Annotated in this window: 16 protein-coding genes; 3 read left to right on the top strand and 13 right to left on the bottom strand. The window is 67.7% G+C overall.

The annotated features are described in order from the left end of the window. Nucleotides 1-88: 88 nt before the first annotated feature. The gene (locus tag D1350_RS10540) at nucleotides 89-412 is read left to right on the top strand and encodes a hypothetical protein (RefSeq protein ID WP_125775959.1); all 324 of its coding nucleotides are present in this window, start codon (nucleotides 89-91) and stop codon (nucleotides 410-412) included. On the opposite strand, the gene D1350_RS23675 is transcribed toward D1350_RS10540, so the two are convergent. Both D1350_RS23675 and D1350_RS10535 read right to left on the bottom strand, forming a co-directional pair. After that, entirely contained in the window at nucleotides 402-563 is a 162-nt protein-coding gene (locus D1350_RS23675) for a hypothetical protein (protein WP_164545119.1), read from the bottom strand. The genes D1350_RS10540 and D1350_RS23675 overlap by 11 nt on opposite strands. Before the next feature lie 120 nt (nucleotides 564-683). Beyond that, nucleotides 684-1,217: a GNAT family N-acetyltransferase gene (locus D1350_RS10535; protein WP_125775958.1), complete on the bottom strand. Its 534-nt coding sequence runs from the start codon at nucleotides 1,215-1,217 to the stop codon at nucleotides 684-686. Nucleotides 1,218-1,396: 179 nt separating this feature from the next. Between D1350_RS10535 and D1350_RS10530 the strand changes: the two genes are divergently transcribed. Then, nucleotides 1,397-2,425: an SGNH/GDSL hydrolase family protein gene (locus tag D1350_RS10530; RefSeq protein WP_125775957.1), complete on the top strand. Its 1,029-nt coding sequence runs from the start codon at nucleotides 1,397-1,399 to the stop codon at nucleotides 2,423-2,425. A 129-nt stretch (nucleotides 2,426-2,554) separates the two neighbouring features. Here the strand turns inward: D1350_RS10530 and D1350_RS10525 are convergent, their stop codons facing one another. The 9 genes from D1350_RS10525 to D1350_RS10485 form a co-directional block, all read right to left on the bottom strand. Continuing rightward, nucleotides 2,555-2,821: an SHOCT domain-containing protein gene (locus D1350_RS10525; RefSeq protein ID WP_125775956.1), complete on the bottom strand. Its 267-nt coding sequence runs from the start codon at nucleotides 2,819-2,821 to the stop codon at nucleotides 2,555-2,557. A 63-nt stretch (nucleotides 2,822-2,884) separates the two neighbouring features. After that, nucleotides 2,885-3,550 carry a hypothetical protein gene (locus D1350_RS10520; protein ID WP_125775955.1) on the bottom strand — a complete coding sequence of 222 codons (666 nt, stop codon included), beginning with the start codon at nucleotides 3,548-3,550 and terminating at the stop codon, nucleotides 2,885-2,887. Beyond that, on the bottom strand, nucleotides 3,547-4,716 hold the full coding sequence (locus tag D1350_RS10515) for a GTPase (protein ID WP_240644030.1): 1,170 nt from the start codon (nucleotides 4,714-4,716) through the stop codon (nucleotides 3,547-3,549). The genes D1350_RS10520 and D1350_RS10515 overlap by 4 nt, the downstream gene beginning before the upstream one ends. A 101-nt stretch (nucleotides 4,717-4,817) precedes the next feature. Further along, nucleotides 4,818-5,069, bottom strand: a complete 252-nt coding sequence (locus D1350_RS10510; protein ID WP_125775954.1) for a DUF6480 family protein — start codon at nucleotides 5,067-5,069, stop codon at nucleotides 4,818-4,820. A gap of 99 nt (nucleotides 5,070-5,168) precedes the next feature. Next, nucleotides 5,169-5,558: a hypothetical protein gene (locus D1350_RS10505; protein WP_125775953.1), complete on the bottom strand. Its 390-nt coding sequence runs from the start codon at nucleotides 5,556-5,558 to the stop codon at nucleotides 5,169-5,171. Then, nucleotides 5,555-5,884, bottom strand: a complete 330-nt coding sequence (locus D1350_RS10500; RefSeq protein WP_125775952.1) for a hypothetical protein — start codon at nucleotides 5,882-5,884, stop codon at nucleotides 5,555-5,557. Before D1350_RS10500 ends, D1350_RS10505 begins: the two co-directional genes overlap by 4 nt. Nucleotides 5,885-6,010: 126 nt before the next feature. Further along, entirely contained in the window at nucleotides 6,011-6,340 is a 330-nt protein-coding gene (locus D1350_RS10495) for a hypothetical protein (protein ID WP_125775951.1), read from the bottom strand. Continuing rightward, entirely contained in the window at nucleotides 6,337-7,245 is a 909-nt protein-coding gene (locus D1350_RS10490; RefSeq protein WP_125775950.1) for a phosphotransferase family protein, read from the bottom strand. Before D1350_RS10490 ends, D1350_RS10495 begins: the two co-directional genes overlap by 4 nt. Before the next feature lie 22 nt (nucleotides 7,246-7,267). After that, the gene (locus D1350_RS10485) at nucleotides 7,268-7,729 is read right to left on the bottom strand and encodes a glycine-rich domain-containing protein (RefSeq protein WP_125775949.1); all 462 of its coding nucleotides are present in this window, start codon (nucleotides 7,727-7,729) and stop codon (nucleotides 7,268-7,270) included. Between the two features lie 252 nt (nucleotides 7,730-7,981). Here D1350_RS10485 and D1350_RS10480 point away from each other — a divergent pair, with 252 nt between their 5' ends. Then, complete coding sequence (locus D1350_RS10480) at nucleotides 7,982-8,599, top strand: YdcF family protein (protein ID WP_240644029.1); 618 nt, start codon at nucleotides 7,982-7,984, stop codon at nucleotides 8,597-8,599. 16 nt (nucleotides 8,600-8,615) lie between these two features. On the opposite strand, the gene D1350_RS10475 is transcribed toward D1350_RS10480, so the two are convergent. Further along, the gene (locus D1350_RS10475) at nucleotides 8,616-9,905 is read right to left on the bottom strand and encodes a hypothetical protein (RefSeq protein WP_125775947.1); all 1,290 of its coding nucleotides are present in this window, start codon (nucleotides 9,903-9,905) and stop codon (nucleotides 8,616-8,618) included. Nucleotides 9,906-10,168: 263 nt separating this feature from the next. Beyond that, nucleotides 10,169-15,106, bottom strand: coding sequence for a DEAD/DEAH box helicase (locus D1350_RS10470; protein ID WP_125775946.1), 4,938 nt, complete (start codon nucleotides 15,104-15,106; stop codon nucleotides 10,169-10,171). Between the last annotated feature and the right edge of the window lie 10 nt (nucleotides 15,107-15,116).

Here is a 15,116-nt window from a genome sequence, read left to right as displayed (position 1 = left end):
CTTCCCCCGTTCGGGGGCGGTCTGAGTTTGGTCACGATCTGTGGGCAAGCAGGAGCGTACGGATGAGATCCGCCCTAGGCTTTGCCCCATGTGGTTCTGGGTGTGGACGCTGCTGGGGGTGGGCACGCTCGTAGGGGCGTTCTTTCTCGCCCGCGACCTGTGGCACAAGGCGAAGGGACTGATGGGCGAGCTGGCCCGGGCGTCGGAGGTCGTGGGGCAGGCGAGCGAGCGGATCGGTGAGGCCGCCGCGCGGGCGGCAGAGACCCCCGCCCCGCTGCCCACGTTGTTCGACGACGTGACGGTCCACTACGAGCGGGTGGCCGCACAGCGGGCCGCCAGGGGAGAGCGCCGCACGGCGCGCCGCGCACGCAACGAGGCGACGTGGCAGAAGTGGAAGCAGTTCAACGACTGAGTTTGGCTGGGGCGCGGGACCGCCCGACCTCGACACCCGGTTGGCGTGCGCGCTCCTCATGGACCTCGCGCTGGCGGGCCGGGTCGACGTCGTGCACGTGGAGCCCGACGCTGATCATGGCGACGGTGATCGTGCCGACGCTGGTGATCACGATGCTCACCTGAGCGCGGCCCTCGCTCGTCGTCGACCAGGTAGCTGTTCCCCGTCCCAGCGCGAGACGGGGAACAGTTACCTGGTCGACGGTGTGGCGGCCCTCCCGGTACGCGCCAGGTCACAGCTCTTTCGTCATGAACAACGAGTCCCCGTGGACCGCGTCGCGTTCCACGCGGCCGGACTCGACGAAGCCGAGCTTCGTGAGGACCCGACGGGAGGCGGCGTTCCAGTCGCGGACCGTGGCCCACACGCGCCGGTGACCCGCCGCCCGCGCCCAGCCGAGGACCGCCCAGGAGGCCTCGGTCGCGTACCCGTGACCCCACGCTGTGCGCAGCAGCTCAAAGGCCAGCTCCGGCTCACCCTCTGGCACCTCGGAGCTGTGGATCAGCCCGCAGTAGCCGATGACGTCGCCCGTGTCCTTCCGCTCGGCTGTGAGCAGCCCGGGCGGAGGGGACGGGGGCCGACGGCGGATCGCGGCCTCGATGTCCTCGACGGTGGGGTGACCGTCGGCGTCGATCCGGCGACGCGGAGGGACCCGAGGATCGCGCTCGGTCCACAGCTCGCGCTGGACGACGGCGTCGGACGCGTGCATGGGCCGGAGCAGGAGGCGATCGGTCTCGAGGAGGGTCTCGCTCGCGGTGGGGTCTTCCATGGCGCGAAGTTAGCAGCGGCCTCGTCACGGCTCGGTCCGGGTGAGCCCATGCCGGCGCACGGATTTCGTGACTCCGCGTTGAGATGTTCACCTGCCGGGCATTGGGTTTTCATGGGACACCCCGTATAAAGGGGGCGATCGAGTCATATGTGACTTGACGGACCTTCGGGAGCGTTCCAATGAAGCAACGTCTGTTGCGCGTCGTCGCCACCCTGGCGGCGACGGGCCTTGCCACCGTCGCGCTCGTGGCGACGCCAGCCATGTCCTCGTCCGCCGTCGGCGAGTCCTACGTCGCCCTCGGCGACTCCTACTCGTCGGGCACGGGCACGGGGACCTACATCAACGACGGGACCGAGTGCCTGCGCTCGACCTACGCCTTCGCAAGCCTGACCGCGGCGGCCAAGGGCTACAGCCTCAACTTCCGGGCCTGCTCAGGGGCGGTCGTGGCCGACGTGACCAGCGGCCAGCTCAGCGCGCTCAGCTCGAGCACGAAGTACGTCACCATCTCGGTCGGCGGCAACGACGCCGGATTCGCCGACGTGCTCACCGAGTGCGCCCTCCCGGCGTGGGCCAGCGACTGCGCCGGTGCCGTCGCCACGGCGCGCACGTTCATCTCCAGCACCCTCCCGGGCCGGCTCAACACGCTCTACGCCTCCATCAAGACCCGGGCGCCCGGCGCCAAGGTGGTCGTCGTCGGCTACCCGAAGATCTTCATGGGCGAGGACTGCGACTGGCTGACCTTCTTCAGCCCGGCGGACGAGACCGCGCTCAACAACGCCGTCGTGCACATCAACTCGGTCCTCTCGACGGCCGCCTCGGCCAAGGGGTTCACCTTCGTCAACCCGGTCAGCCGGTTCACCGGCCACGCCGTGTGCGACTCGGTCGAGTGGATCAACGGCCACTCGAACCCCACTAGGGAGTCCTACCACCCCAACCGTCTCGGCCACTCCAGCGGCTACACGCCGTTGGTCAGCGGCGTGCTGACCGGCGCGAGCGTTACCGCGACCAGCGCGGTGCTCGCCGAGGCGGAGGGCAGCGCTGCGGAGCAGGCGAAGCTCCAGCAGAAGTACGCCGACGCCGACCGCAAGATCAAGCCGAAGCTCTTCCAGGCGCCGACCAAGGCCGGTCTGGAGAAGCTGGCCAAGGAGAAGGGCGTCGACTTCGACGCATGGTGGGCTGAGCAGGAGCGATCAGGCGCGACCTACTGATCCCGTCCGTGAGGAGCAGGGCCTGAGCAGGAAGGACGCCTTCCGTCTCGGATGATGTGACTTCATCATCGGAGGACGGGAGGCGTCCTTTCTGTGGCCTCCAGGGCAGGGGAGGCCGTTCATGGCCGGTCACAGGTCGCCGAGGATCCTTGCCCGTCCGGCCTCGTACTCGGTGTCCGTGATCGTGCCTGCGGTGTGGAGCCGGTCGAGCGCCACGAGCCGGTCAGCCACGGTCGGCGCGGTCGGCGCGGTCCGGGCGCCGTCGCGGCGCCTCGCCCAGCGGTAAAGCAGCACGACCGCCAGCACGACGCCGATGACCACCGCTGTCCACAGCGCGTCGTACCACGAGGGGATCAACAGCTCGATCCCCGAAGGGTCAACTTCCTGACCTGGCACCGTTCGGCTCCTTGCTCTGGGTTCTGAGTGGTCGGACAGCTCGGGCTCCTTGAGCCGGCCGTGCTACGTGGCCTTCCTGCCAGGCCTCTGGAAGAGCCAGATGGCGTGGTCCAACGCCTTCTGCGTCGCCTGCAGCTCGGCGGCAGCCCCGGTGACCGCCGCCTGCGCACGCTCGACGGACACCGGCCCCGATTCACCCAGCGCCTGCGCGACGAAGCGGCGCACCATCGTGTCCGCCTTGACCCCGTCGACCCCGGCGTTCATGAGCAGGTAGGTCCACGAGACGAAACCCAGGCCACGCACCCGCCAGGCGCGCGACCCCGCATCGAGGTCCCCCAGGCGAAGGCCGTCCGTCGTCGTGACCCCGAGGTCCGCCAAGCGAGCGACCGCCTCAGCGAGCGCCTCCGACTTGAGCCGGGTCTTGGTGCCGGGAGCCTTCGACCGGTTCCCGAACAGCGACTCGGCCGCCTGGGCGGGTCCACCCGCGGCCGCGATCGAGCCCAGGAGCTCTCGGCCACCGTCGGACGCCGGGTCTCCGCCCTCAGCGCGCCGGTGCGCCCGGTACCGGTCGAGCACCTTGACGGTGCCCGCGTAGTTGGCCCGGAGAGAGAAGACCGAGTCGATCGCGCACAGGGCGAGCGAACCTGGGTAGCCGGCCGGTTCCTTCCAGCCGGTCGGAGCTCCGAGCGTGGCGAGGGCATGGCGTGCGACGGCTGCGGCGTCGTTCACTTGTTCACGCCCCGCGTTCGCATGGCGTTGATGACTTGGAGGACCGTCGGAGCGTAGTCCTGCCACTTTCTCTCGACGTCCTTGAGGTCGATCTTGCCCAGGAACACTGCTTCACAGAGGCGGAGCCATGCCTCGCCGGTCGCGGTCGTGAGGGCCATGGCGATTGTGCCGTTGATGAGGTTTCCACCACCCGGAATGAGCCTCAGCACGTTTCGTGCCAGGGCCTTTCCTGCGAACTGGACCGCCATCTGCGTCAGCGCCTGCACACTGAAGACGACCTTGAGGTCCAGCCCGTAGTACGCGGCGATCTTGCCCATCATCCGGAACTGGATCGGGGCGATCAGGAGCGCGTCGGCGACGGGGATCGGCTGAATGGCTGCCGCGGTAGAGGCGGCAGCAGCAGCCGCGATGACCCGGCGGCACATCTCGCGCTTAAGTGGCAGGGAGAGCTGTTGAGCGACTCTCAGTGCGTCGCGGGAGTCCTCGGGCGTGAGGTCGAAAGTCTTCGTCAGGAGTTCGTCGAGCCCGTGGGCAGGGCCGCCGAACTTGCCCTGGTCGATGGCCGCCGTCAGGGCGAGCGCATTGATCGGCAGGTCCACGGTGGAGTCGTCCGGCCACTCCCACTGCACGGTCAGCCAGTCACGAAGCTGTTGGGTCTCGTCAGACACCGTCCACTTGCCTGTCACGGGATTCTTCACGCGGGTGACCTTCGTCAGGACGAGCACCACGGGTAGCCCTTGCGCACGAAACTGGCGGATGACTTCGATCTCAGCCGGCTGGAGTCGTGCGGACGTGGAAGCGATGCAGTACCAGACAGCGGCAATCTGCTGAGCCTGCGGACCGGCCGAGATGATTTGAAGATTCTCGCGGACGATCTCCGCCGGCGACCGGCCCATTCCGACTTCGAATCCCTCGAAGTCCCAAATCCCCAGAGTCTTGTCGCTGTTCGTGTAGTAGTCGATGCCCTTGGTCACCGGCATGCCGACACCAGTTCGGGCCAGCTTCTTTCCGAAGATGGCGTTCACCAAGGACGACTTGCCTACGCCCGTACCGCCGAGGATCGCGAGATTGAATCGGCCGATACGGACACGTTCGGCCGATGCGGCCTCGAGCAAGGGCGTTGCGTCGATGCTGGAACTGCCGTCGTCGGCCATGGCTGTGAGCACGGAGCAATCCTGCTTGCCCAGGACGCCGCCGCCAACCAGGTGCCGGGTGAACAATCGGTCACACTATCTCCGGGGGACCTGCCGCCCAGCCGGCCGGCGCCTCAGTTCAGGATCCCGACCCCCATCCCGACGAACATCGCCGCCACGAGCCCCACCACGAGCGCGATCCCGATGATCCATACCCAGGGCGTCCACGGCCGCGGCCCGTACTCCTCGTGCCCTTGCGGCGCACTCACCTGGTCCGACGCCGGCGGCGTCTCGCCCGGCTGGACGTCGCCGCTGAGCGGCTGGGTCCGGCCGTCAGGCTCCGGGTCAGGGTTGTGCGCGGCGTTGCCGCCGGGGTCGTTCGTCATGGCGGACCTCCGTCCCGTGGTGGGTCTTCCCACGGTAGGCACCCGCCGGGTTCCGTCGCGCGCGCTGCGCCGCGCCAGGTGCCAGGGTCAGGCCCGCCGTCAGCGCACGGCCCGCTCCTCCGTGACAGCCGCCCACACCTGCCGGTGCGCCAGCCCGCGCTCGGCGGCGTCGACGCGGCCCAGCCAAGTCAGGTCGTCGACGATCCAGCCCGGAATGGTCCGGCGCGGTGGCCGCAGCCGGTGGACGACGACGGCCCCCGCCGCGAGCGCCACCGGCACCCAGGCGTGACCACTGACGACGAACCCGGGCGCCCCGACCACGGCGACCAGGAGCAGCAGGAACGCGAGGCCGACGCACCAGGTGTCGCGTGCGACCCTCCGTCGTCGGACGCGTTCGTCCCGGCCTGGGTCAATCACGACGCAGACGCCGAGGGTCGGCGCAACGCGCACCCCGCACGCGGGCACGTGCCCGACTGGCCGTTGCATCACGCACCAGCCTCGACCACGGTGATGCGGACGGAGAACGGCTCGTCGCGCACGTCGGGGATCCAGCCGGCCCAGGCACGGCTGTCGCCGTCCGGCGGGGTGGGGGAGAGGTGCAGCAGCCGGGCCATGCGGCCGGCAGCGGCGAGGTCCGCGGTGACGGCCGCGACGGTCAAGACCTCCACCCGCTGGTGCCCGACGTCGACCTGGTCCTCTTGGGCGCGCACGTCCAGGAGGGGCACGCCGCAGAGGTAGGCGACGAGGCGGGTGCAGTCGACGAGCTCGGTGTGGAGCTGTAGTTGGTCGCTGTCCCGGTATGTGGTCGTGCTCATGGTGCCTCCTCCGTGCGCGTCGGCCACCGTCGAGGGACCGGTCAGGCCTTGCTCAGGGCCTTCACGATCTGACGGGCCCTTAATGTGGGGGAGGGCACAGGGGTTGACCTTGATGCGTACCTCCCATCACGCACCAGCCTCGACTGCGGTGACGCGGACGGAGAACGGCTCGTCGCAGGCGTCGGGGATCCAGCCGGCCCAGGCACTGCCGTCGCCGTCGGCTGGGGTGGGGGAAAGGCGCAGCATCTCGGCCATGCGGGCCGCAGCGGCCAGGTCTGCGGTGGCGACCTCGACGGTCAGGGCCTCCACCCTGTGCTGGCCGACGTCGACCTGGTCGCCTCGGGCGCGCACGTCCAGGACTGGCACGTCGCAGAGGTAGGCGATGAGGCGGGTGGAGTCGGCGAGCTCGGCGAGCTCGGCGAGGAGCACGTTGCTCGGTTCGCCGGTGGAGCTCATCGGGGCTTCGCCATTTCGATGCGGTGTCGCGCCCACGCCGCTGCGCCGTCGGTCGCCCCTCGACGATGCGGGCTGGGGAACTCGATCCCGAACCTCCGCCACTGCCCGTAGACCGCGGCCGCAAACACGGTCAGGTCGTCCGGCTCGGCTCGCTGCATGCCCCAGGCCCGCGCCGTGAGCCGTTCGGCCTCGGCGGGTGTGTGACCGTCCGCGACGAGCCGTACGACCAGGAGGGCGACGTCGACCCACGGGGCTGCGATGCGGGACCAGGCCCAGTCGATGATCCGTGCCCGTCCGGCTTCGGCGTCCACCAGGATGTTGAGGCCGTGGATGTCGCCGTGCACGAGCGTGTCACCGGCGAGCGCGGCACCGACGCGCAGGTCGGCGTCGACCAGCTGCTCGAGATGGTCCTTCTCCCATGACGTCAGCTCGGCCCCGTGGCGATCTGCGATCCACTGCCACCCGGCGAGCCGGTCGTACTTCGTCCCGAGTGAGGCAACGTCGGGCAGCGGGCTCGGCGTCAGCGCCGCACCCAGGCGAGAGACGGCATCGATGACCGGTTCGACGTGCGGCGATCCGGGGGAGAGGTCGGCGTGCTCGCCGGGTACGCACTCGTACCCAGCGAGCAGCCAGCCCTCCTCCTCGATGTCCCACAGCAGCCACGGTGCGTCGACCTCATCGGGCAGCGCCCGGTTCACCCGGACTTCGTGCCGGTGAGCCGCGGACAGCCGCTCACCTTCGGGTACGCCTTTGCAGAACACGACCCGATCGGCCGTGTGCAGGAACGCGGCAAAGGCACTGTTCCGGCCCGCGATCGGCGTCTCGGTCCGGATCACGGTGCCGGTCCGGACCTCGACAGCGTCACGGAGCGGGCCGGGCAGGTCTTCCCACGAGCGGCGGTCCACGGTGTCTCCTTGTCAGGTCAGGTCAGGCGGGCGAGCTGGTGCAGCCCTGGTGGCACTGGGAGCACTTGCTGTGCTCCGACGCCGGCCACAGGTCGGTGTCGACGTAGAACCCGGCCGCGCTGATCGCGTCGACCGTCCGCATCAGAGCCTCGTGTGCCGGCTCGCCGGACGCGGAAGGGTCGTCCTCGTCGGTGGGCACGTGGTGCAGGAACCGCCCCGCGACCTTGTCACAGAACGCGGTGTAGTCGACGGTGTGCAGGATGAACTCGTGCCAGCCCTGGTCCACGAGCGGGCTCGGGGAGAGCGGCAGGCCGGGGGCGCGGGCGCTGGTGGCCAGGAACGCGAGCGCCTGGTCCACGATCCGCTCCGACAGCTCGGCGGCGTGTCCGTGCTCTGCGGCCACTCGTGCGGAGAGCTTCAGGAACAGGGTCCGGTCGACGAGCTCCCTGCCTTCACGCAGGGTCAGTTCGATCGAGATGGTCATGCTATCCTCCATGGTTTCAGTAGTCGCGGCACCGCGGTCCGCCAGAGTCCTTTGCCTTGCGCGGGGGCCGGTCTTGATCAGGACCTTCACCATCGGACGCACCTTCGGTCTGGGTAGAGGGCACACTGATGCGCGCGATCCAGCAATCTGGGGCGACCGGACCAGGGGTCCCGAGAGGGCCCCCCCGGATGGGGCGTCCGGCGTGCCAGACTGGCGGCCATGCCTTCACGGACCGTGATGCAGGATGCCCAGGTGCTCTGGGAGTTCCACCAGCTTCCCGACGAGCAGCGTCCGACGGAGGTCGGGATCGGCCTCGGTGGCCACGACCTCGGTGTGGCCGAGCACGTTGCGGACCTGTACCGGCAGGAGCGATTCCCGGTCGTGGTGTTCACGGGCGCAAACGCCCCGACGACCGTGATGAGATTCCCTCGGGGCGAGGCCGTCCACTTTGCCGAGCGCGCAGAAGAACTTGGCGTCCCCAGGGACGCGATCGTCCTCGAGCAGCGGGCGACGAACACCAGCGAGAACTTCTTGTTCACCCGTGAGGCGTTGCTCGATCACGGGATGAAGCCTGAGTCGGCAACGATCGTGAGCCGGCCGTACCAGCAGCGGCGCGCTTGGGCGACGGTTCGAAAGGTGTGGCCGGAGCTGGACGCTGTCTGTTCTGCGCGCTGGCTCACGCTCGACGACTACATCGCTGGCATCGGCGATGAGCAGCGCGTGCTGAACATGCTGGTGGGGGACACCCAGCGCCTGTGGGTCTATGCGGAGGCCGGGTTTGCGGTCCCTGTGGAGGTACCTGACTCCGTTCGCGCTGCGTATGACCGCCTGGTCGCTGCCGGTTATACGAGTCGGCTGCTCGCGACCTAGGTGTGTTGATGGCGGTTCAGGCTGCCCCGATGCCGACGAGTGCCGCGAGTCGGGACAGTGCCAGACTGCGGCCACGGGGCGGCGCCTCGATCAGAGAAGCCACGACCTTCCTCGTGATGGGGTGATGACGGACCTGGGAGGGCGCGATGGCCTCGGCCCGAACCAGTGTGGTCAGCGCGTCCTCTCGGTCACCGGTGGCGATCCCAGCGCGGGCGATGTCGAGGTGAAGTCGGACTTGACGCTCGATCGGGAGGTGCTCTACCGGGAGCGGAGCGCCGATTGAGAGGACGACATCCATGTCCCCGAATGCTGCGGCGACGTTCGCGTGGTGGATCGCGACATTCGTCGGACCGAACGCGGTCCACAGGTCGTTCCGGTCGGAGCCGGCTACGTCCGCCGCACGCTGCGCCTCGTCGAGGTAGGTGGTCGCGAGCCCAGGGTCGCCGTGGTTGGCGGAGAGCACGGCTCCCGAGAGCAGCAGCGTCCCGTAGACCGACGCCGAGGCCCGCGATCTGGCCATGTGCCTCTCGAAGTCACGAGCTGCCGCGTCGATGCTTATGAGGGCGTCCTCGCGGTGGCCGCCGGCTGCCATCGCGAACGCCGCCGTTCGAAGCAGAGACAGCCGCACTCGGATGTCCCCACCGGACTCGGCCGCGAGGACGCCTCTGTCAGCGGCGATCCAGGCCACGTCCGCATGCCCTGCCTTGCTGAGGACGATCGCAGCGATCTGGTAGGCGAGCGCTCGCACTCGCACGTCCACGCCCGGATGCAGGGCCTGAAGAGCCTCAGTCGCCTGTGCTGCTGCACCCTCGAAGTGGCCCGCCTGGTACGCGGTGAAGGCCGCTGCGACGCGCAGCCGCATTGTCTCCCCGGACGGAGCGTCCTGCGTGAGGCGGTCGAGCTCCGGTGCATACGACATCAGCTCCCGTCGCAGCGTCGACATGACGGACGCCGAGTCGCCTACCTGCGCGTCGTGCGGACCTGATGCACCCTGCGCCACCCAGGAATCGGGGTTCGAGAGCGGGGCCGCTGTCTTGCCGCGAGGCGTCGGACGGAACCCAAGATCAGCGTCCCTCGCCACTCCCAGGACGGCGCGAAGGCCGTCCCTGTAGACCGCACTTGGCCAGCGGATCTGCCCGCGCTCATACCGGGCCAGCGTGTTGACGTCGAGATGGCAGTGCTGGCCCGTCGTCGTCCAGACGTAGCGATTCACGGCCTCGGCCAGTTCCGCCCTCGTCATGGGCTGGCCGCTGCCGGAGGGCGACAGAGAGGACTCCCGCCGTCGACGCAGATGCTCGTTGGCCAAGGCTTCCCCCTTGCGCTGGCCGCGATATGGTTCCACCGGATGCATGGAGCCCGTCGGGTCTGCGCTTGAGCGTAGCGAGCCATCTCAGGGGTGGCGGAGTAAGAGTCCAGAATGCCGGAGGCGGATCCCAGATTGCCCTCCTGCCGACGCACGTCGGACCGCAGCATCCCGCAAATCGCGAATGGTCACCTGTGCCAAGTACCGGCACGCGAAAACGCCCGTCGATGTAGGACGCGCAGCGGACCGATCGGGTCGAACGGAACTCACGTTGTGACGATCTTCAGCGGCGGCAGGGACTCCACGATCCGTACCGTCTCGACCGAGACTGTGGTGACCTTGGCGATGAGGTCCAGGATGTAGCGCGGGTTGCCGATCTCGCGGGACCAGTCGTTCGGGTCGTTCACGATCCCCGACGCCTTGTCCGTCTTGACCTGGTACCGGTCCAGGATCCACCCCAGTGCGGAGCGCGACCCGAGCATGTACCGGTGTGCCTCGTCCGGGATGCCACGGACCGTGATCCGCGGATTGTAGACGATTGTCGACTTGTCCGCCTTGTTCTTCCACTTGAGCTTCTCGACCCGGTACACCTCATGCTGGTCCGTGCACGACGATGTTGCGGACGCCTCGCCCGACATCTCCAGCGGGTACGGGGTTGCGTCCTCGTAGCCGATGTGTAGGTCCAGCAGTTGCTGGCCCACGTTGGCGAACGCGGCGAAGTCGCCGGACTCGATGCGCGGGATGCGGGGGAGGGTCCGCTTGAGGTCGGCGGCGAACCGCTCGCGGTAGTCGGGGGAGTGGAGCAGCCCGTATACGAACGCGAAGATCAGGTCCTTCGCGACCGTCGCGTCGATGGGCAGGGCGTTGCCGTACCACCTCCGGTATTGCGTCAGGGTGGTGTCCGTGATGTTGTCCACGCGCCTGTACCCGGCGATCACAACGTCGTCGCTGTCCGACGGCGCCTCGGTCGCCTCCGCATCGTCCGTCGCCAGGGCATCGAACAGGTCGAGCGAGGCGAGAGCCGCCTGCGGGGCGGTGTCGTCGACCGGGCTGTAGGTCCAGCGGGCGAAGAACTGACTTGGTCCCGAGCCCCAAACCGAGAGGTCCGGGAGGAGCCCGACCGCGAGGGCGCTGAATGGCTTGTCTGAGCCGGGCGAAACGATCTGAATTCCGTAGTTCGGGTGGTTCTGCGTCGGAAACATCGACGGCATCTTGCCGGGCTCGTGGTTGACGAGCCGCTGGAAGTAGACGTTCTGGCGGGAGAAGGGCCGGTATGAGCCGACGGTCACTCGTCGTTCGTCGTGGACGAGGTGGGTCCCACGCACTACCGCCTGGCGAAGTGAGCGAGCCCAGCTGATCTTCGTCGGGTCGTTGTCGATGAACGACTCCACCTCTGTCTTCGGATCGGTGATTCCATTCGCGGCCAGGTGAGTCTCGAAGTCGTCGACCTGTGTGTTGTAGAAGTCGATCATCCGCGCGACGTTCTCGCTCACAGCCGACGCGGAGTAGTTGTACACCCAGGCATCGCGATTGGTCTGGAGCCCGGCGGAGAACTCCGTGAAGAGGCAGCCCGCCTGTGTCTTGCTCCCGATCGCTTGGTAGGTGTCGAACTCGTCGGACCGCTGGTTGATCCAGTCGCCGGCGTCGTTCGGGGTGATGTCGGTCCACTCGATCGACCCGACGGTCGCGTCGTTGACGATGGCGAGCTTCTGCTCCCGGGTGAGGTAGTCGCCGATGTCGCGGTACTTGACGACAGCGCCTCCGGTGTGGCCGGGCTTCTTGATCAGGAAGGTGACGCACACGGTGTTGCGGGAGCCGGCACCGAAGATCTTGCCGCCCTCCTTGCGGGAGAGCTCGCCCGCGGTGCGCTGGTTGCCGCGCAGGTTGTAGATGTAGATCGTGGCGAACTCGTCGGCCAAAGTCTTGCGCAGGCCGTCGGAAGTGTTGGCGTCGAGGAAGCCGCCGTTGGTGACGAAGCCGATGATCCCGGAGTCGCCGATCCGGTCGGCGGCCCAGCGGATCGCGCGGATGTAGGAGTCGTAGAGGCTGTTCTTGTTCGTCGCCGTGGACCGTGCCGCGAAGGTCTTCTCGATCGACCGGTCGAGCGTCGGGTACTTGTGGTTCTGGTTGTTGTCGTTGCCCGAGTCCTGCCCCACGGAGTACGGCGGGTTGCCCACGATCACCCGGATGTCGAGGCCCATCTGCCGCTCGGCGCGGTCTGAGTTCTTCGCGAACACCCGCGCCACGTCGAGGGTGTCGTCGTCCTCGTGCATCTGGAAGGTGTCCGCAAGGACAATCCCCTCGAAGGGGAGGTAGCCGTCCGAGGCGGCCAGTCCGCCGTCGGGCCCCGAAGAAACCTCGGCGAGGAGGTCGTGGAAGGTGGACTCGATGTTGATGGCCGCGACGTAGTAGGCGAGCAGCATCATCTCGTTGGCGTGCAGCTCGGAGGCGTACTTGCGGGCGAGGTCCTCGGGCTTGATGAGGCCGGACTGGAGCAGGCGGACGATGAAGGTGCCCGTGCCGGTGAAAGGGTCCAGGATGTCGACGCCCTCGTCGGTGATGCCCTTGCCGAACTCTTGGCGCAGGAGGTCGTCGACGGAGCGGAGGATGAAGTCGACGATCTCGACCGGGGTGTAGACAATGCCGAGGGCGTCGGCGGCCTTGGGGAACGCAATCTTGAAGAACTTCTCGTAGAGGTCCTTGATGATCGTCTGCTTGCCAACGGCGTTGTCGATTCCGGCGACGCGGACACGGACCGACTCGTAGAACTGGTCGAGTTCGGCGGTCTCCGCGTCGAGGTTGGTGCCCTCCAGCGCCTGGAGGGTGGCGTCCATGACCTGGCTGACGGGGTTGTTCGTGGCGAACTGGTAGTCCGCGAAGAGCGCGGAGAAGATCGGCGCGGTGACCAGGTGCTGGGAGAGCATGTCGATCGCGTCGTTGCGGCTGATCGACTCGTTCAGGTTGGCGCGGATCGCGGTCAGGTAGGCGTCGAACTCGGCCGCAGCGTGGCCGGCGTCGAGCAGGCCGACGAGGCGGGCGCGGTGCTTCTCGGCGATGCCCGCGACCTTTGCCGCAGTCTCCTCCCAGTAGCGGCGGGTGCCGACCTTCTGGACGACCTTGGCGTACATCGCGTCACGGAAGTCGCCGAGTGCGGATAGGTCGAACACACCCTGCGTACCTTGACTCGTCGACGAGCCCGCGCCCTCCTCGTGCCCGCCGACGCCGATGACGTTGATGCGCTCGTCACGGGCCTTGTTGAGCTCGATCTTGTTGACCATCGCGTCGAAGCGCTCGTCGTGGGCGCGCAGCGCCTGGAGCACCTCCCACACCACGGCATAGCGCTCGTTGTCACGCAGCGCGTCCTCGGGGCGCATCCCAGCCGGAATCACGATCGGCAGGATGATGTAGCCGTACTTCTTGCCCGGCGCCTTGCGCATCACGCGCCCCACGGACTGCACCACGTCGACCACGGACTTGCGCGGGTTGAGGAACAGCACGGCGTCCAGAGCGGGCACGTCCACGCCCTCGGACAGGCACCTGGCGTTGGACAGGATTCGCGCCTCACCGCCATTCTCCAGGTCGCCGGTGTCCTCCTTCAGCCAGGAGAGCAGGGTGTTGCGCGCCACCATGTTGAACGTGCCGTCCACATGGTCCACTGCCGCGGGCAGGATCCGGTTGATGCGCCCAGGGGCGTTCACCTCGTCATCGGACAGGCCGATGGCCGACGCGTACTCGGTCACGATCGACTGGAACTTCTCGGCGAACTTCTTCGAGTCCTTGATGCTGCGCGAGAAGGCGACCGCACGGCGCATCGGCTCCGGGTCACCCACGAAGTCGTGCTCCGCCTCGCCCAGCTTCGCCAACCCGTTCCAGCAGCCGATGATCTTGGCGACGTCATCGAGCTGCAGCTCGCTGTTGTTTGGGTCGGTCAGCGCCGACTGCATCGTCCGGTTGACGTGTCCCTCGTCGACGGCCAGGACGAGCACCTTGTAGTCGGTGAGGAGATCCTTCGAGACAGCCTCACCGAACCCGAGTCGATGCATCTCAGGCCCGAATACGGCCGTGTCGTCCATGGACGCGAGGACAGCCTGTGACTGACCTGCCTTCGCCTTCGACGTGTCGTCATAGATGCGCGGTGTCGCCGTCATGTAGAGGCGCCTCGCTGCCATCAGATAGTTCGCGTCGTGGACCCGGACGAACGGTGACTCGTCGTTCCCGGCAAGCGTCGCTCCGGTCGTCCGATGTGCCTCGTCGCAGATCACCAGGTCGAACTTGCCCAACCCCTGGGCCTGGGCCCTGTGCACCACGTCGATCGACTGGTAGGTGGCGAACACGACCGTCAGTCGGCCAGCCCCGGCGGTCGGATCCGATGCCGACACCGCGAGCCGTGATGCGTCTGTGGTGGGTGGGATGGGAAGGTCAACGGCGGAGGCGTCTTCAGAAGCGGCGCCGACCTTCGTGTCCGAACACACTGCGAACGTCCGCAGGGAGTGTTCCGCCTCGGTCGCCCATTCCTTCATCGACTGGGCGAGGAGCGCGATCGACGGAACGAGGAAGAGCACATTTCCGCCGAGGGGCACGAGGTCCTCGGCGATCCGCAGGGCGGTGAACGTCTTCCCAGTGCCACAGGCCATGACCAGCTTGCCGCGATCCCGGGTGGTGAAGCCCGCTCGCACAGCGTTGACCGCCGCGAACTGATGGGTCCGTAGCTGCTTGCGCTCCTTGATCGACATCACGGTCGGCTCCGCGAGGTCGAACTGTTCCCAGTCGATCGATGAGTCCAGAAGGTCGGTCAACCCGATTCGTTGCACGGGGACCTGCTGGTCGTGGATCGCATCCTCAGCGTTCCGACCCCAGTTAGCGGTAGTTGACACGAGGATCCGCCCGCGGAAGGGCTGCTTCCCGGACTCCGCAAGGAAGGAGTCGATGTCGGACCTCGAGAGCGTTGACTGCGGGTCGTAGAACTTGCACTGGACAGCAACGAGCGAGCCTGTGTCACGCTCCCGGGCGACCAGGTCGATGCCACGATCCGGCCCTGGCCGGTCCGCCCACTCTTGCCAGAGCCAGACCTCGTCGAACCTCGCTGACCATTGGGTGTCGGTCCTCAGGAAGGTCTGAACGAGACGCTCGAAGGTGGCCCCTCGAGCAACGGGGTTCGGGAAACCGAAGTAGATGTCATCGAGCAACTTGTCTAGCGTGAGCACAGGGCGCAGC

This window comes from Antribacter gilvus (assembly GCF_003946865.1).
Lineage (GTDB): Bacteria > Actinomycetota > Actinomycetes > Actinomycetales > Cellulomonadaceae > Antribacter > Antribacter gilvus.
This window is presented reverse-complemented; position numbering and strand designations above follow the sequence as displayed.

Bases quoted from the DNA above. Each gene is read 5' to 3' on its own strand.
- D1350_RS10500 (WP_125775952.1), bottom strand. From the start codon at position 5,884: ATGAGCACGACCACATACCGGGACAGCGACCAACTACAGCTCCACACC.
- D1350_RS10535 (WP_125775958.1), bottom strand. From the start codon at position 1,217: ATGGAAGACCCCACCGCGAGCGAGACCCTCCTCGAGACCGATCGCCTC.
- D1350_RS10485 (WP_125775949.1), bottom strand. From the start codon at position 7,729: ATGACCATCTCGATCGAACTGACCCTGCGTGAAGGCAGGGAGCTCGTC.
- D1350_RS10540 (WP_125775959.1), top strand. From the start codon at position 89: ATGTGGTTCTGGGTGTGGACGCTGCTGGGGGTGGGCACGCTCGTAGGG.
- D1350_RS10530 (WP_125775957.1), top strand. From the start codon at position 1,397: ATGAAGCAACGTCTGTTGCGCGTCGTCGCCACCCTGGCGGCGACGGGC.
- D1350_RS10495 (WP_125775951.1), bottom strand. From the start codon at position 6,340: ATGAGCTCCACCGGCGAACCGAGCAACGTGCTCCTCGCCGAGCTCGCC.
- D1350_RS10510 (WP_125775954.1), bottom strand. From the start codon at position 5,069: ATGACGAACGACCCCGGCGGCAACGCCGCGCACAACCCTGACCCGGAG.